The sequence below is a fragment of the Streptococcus pseudopneumoniae genome, from assembly GCF_001074565.1.
GTDB classification, from domain to species: Bacteria; Bacillota; Bacilli; order Lactobacillales; family Streptococcaceae; genus Streptococcus; species Streptococcus pseudopneumoniae_J.
In genome coordinates this window covers 1-1,524 of record NZ_JUQX01000023.1, presented here as the reverse complement: position 1 = coordinate 1,524, position 1,524 = coordinate 1, and the positions used below count along the sequence as shown (strand labels likewise).

General features: G+C 37.3%; 2 protein-coding genes and 1 pseudogene. All 3 read left to right on the top strand.

Translation table 11 applies throughout. The features are described from left to right. A pseudogene (locus ADI74_RS10715) lies at nt 1-82 on the top strand (CPBP family intramembrane glutamate endopeptidase); the annotation flags it as partial. A gap of 114 nt (nt 83-196) precedes the next feature. Beyond that, the gene (locus ADI74_RS02705) at nt 197-871 is read left to right on the top strand and encodes a CPBP family intramembrane glutamic endopeptidase (RefSeq protein WP_049536879.1); all 675 of its coding nucleotides are present in this window, start codon (nt 197-199) and stop codon (nt 869-871) included. A gap of 11 nt (nt 872-882) precedes the next feature. Beyond that, the coding region (locus ADI74_RS02700; RefSeq protein WP_049536878.1) for a CPBP family intramembrane glutamic endopeptidase at nt 883-1,524 on the top strand (642 nt) is incomplete at its 3' end.

Here is a 1,524-nt window from a genome sequence, read left to right as displayed (position 1 = left end):
AGTGACAAAGTCCATTTATTGGCCTATTGGACTGCACATAGTCTACAATGGCATTGGTCAAATTCTCCCCTTGTTATTTTAGAGTCTTTTTAGAAATATAAGGCCGATTCCTCGTGCTAGAGCTTTTGATTGGACGAAAGGACTCTGGGCAGGTTTGGCTGAAAGAAGGCGCAAATAAAACTTAAAAGGATCAACTATGAAAAGGAAAGAAACGAAATTTTATTTAGGGACAATTTTGGTGCTCGTGTCTTATTACTCGATTTTTAATCTTGTAGCAAAATTAGACTCGGTGAACCAATTATCCGATTTTGGATTTTATGGGATTCAAATTTTATTGATAGTAATTGAGGGAATTGCTGCTACTGTGGTTCTTGTCAAGAGTCAACGTTGGAAAGAGTACGGTCGTTTCCAGTTCCGTTGGTCTTATATCGGTGTTTTATTTCTTTCTTTTATACTGATGTTTTTGTGGGTGAATATAACAACTCGGATCTTTCCAAGCACGCAAAATGGGAATACTATACGAGAAGTGGCGACTAATTTGACAGGATTTAGTTACTTTATAACGCGTATTTTCTATGGTAGTCTCATTGCTCCGATAGTTGAAGAATTGGTCTTTCGTGGGCTTCTGATGACAGCCCTATCTAAATTTAAAAAATACTTTATTGACGTCATCATTTCTTCCACACTCTTTAGTCTCATCCATGTTTTACAATATGGATGGGTGTTAACAGATTTCATCGTTTATGCAGGAGCAGGTCTGCTACTCTGCATGCTCTTTCGTTATACACGTTCAATTTATTGGTCAATGGCCCTTCACATCTTGTGGAATACCTTTTTAATTATCGTCAGTTTACTGGTGTTTGGGTATTAGAAAGATGAAATATGAAAAAGATAATCTCACGCTACTATTTTTTAATAGCTATTCTACTTGTCATTGCTGACCAGTTCTTCATTCGTTTGCTTTTACATAGCGACCTTGCTACTGGTCTATCTGACTTTGCCTATTATTTGTCGGATATGCTGTTGAATTTTCTTGTGGTTCTGCTTGCTATTATTGTTATGATTCGGTCAGGGAAATGGCAGAAAATCAACAGTCGAAAATTTAGAGGTTCCTATCTTCTCTATTGCTTCCTAGCTCTCCTAGCTTTTGTTATTTGGAACTTCGTCACATTTTTTATTTTTCCGCCTACCAAAAATGAAATTGCTTATCAACTGGATATTCCTACTTTTACAGGAGCAACGGCATTTTTGATGTATTTTTTCTATCCTGTGATTGCAGATCCCATTTTTGAAGAGATGATTTATCGTGGATTGGTGATGACCGCTCTGGAAAAAGGAAAGAAATGGGGACTGGATGTGCTTGGTTCTGCTGTTTTGTTTGGAATCTTGCACATTAGTAATCACGGTTGGGTTTTGACAGACTTTTTCTCATATATGGGTGGTGGTCTCATATTTGCAGTCTTGTTTAGAGTGACAAAGTCCATTTATTGGCCTATTGGACTGCACATAGTCTACAATGGCATT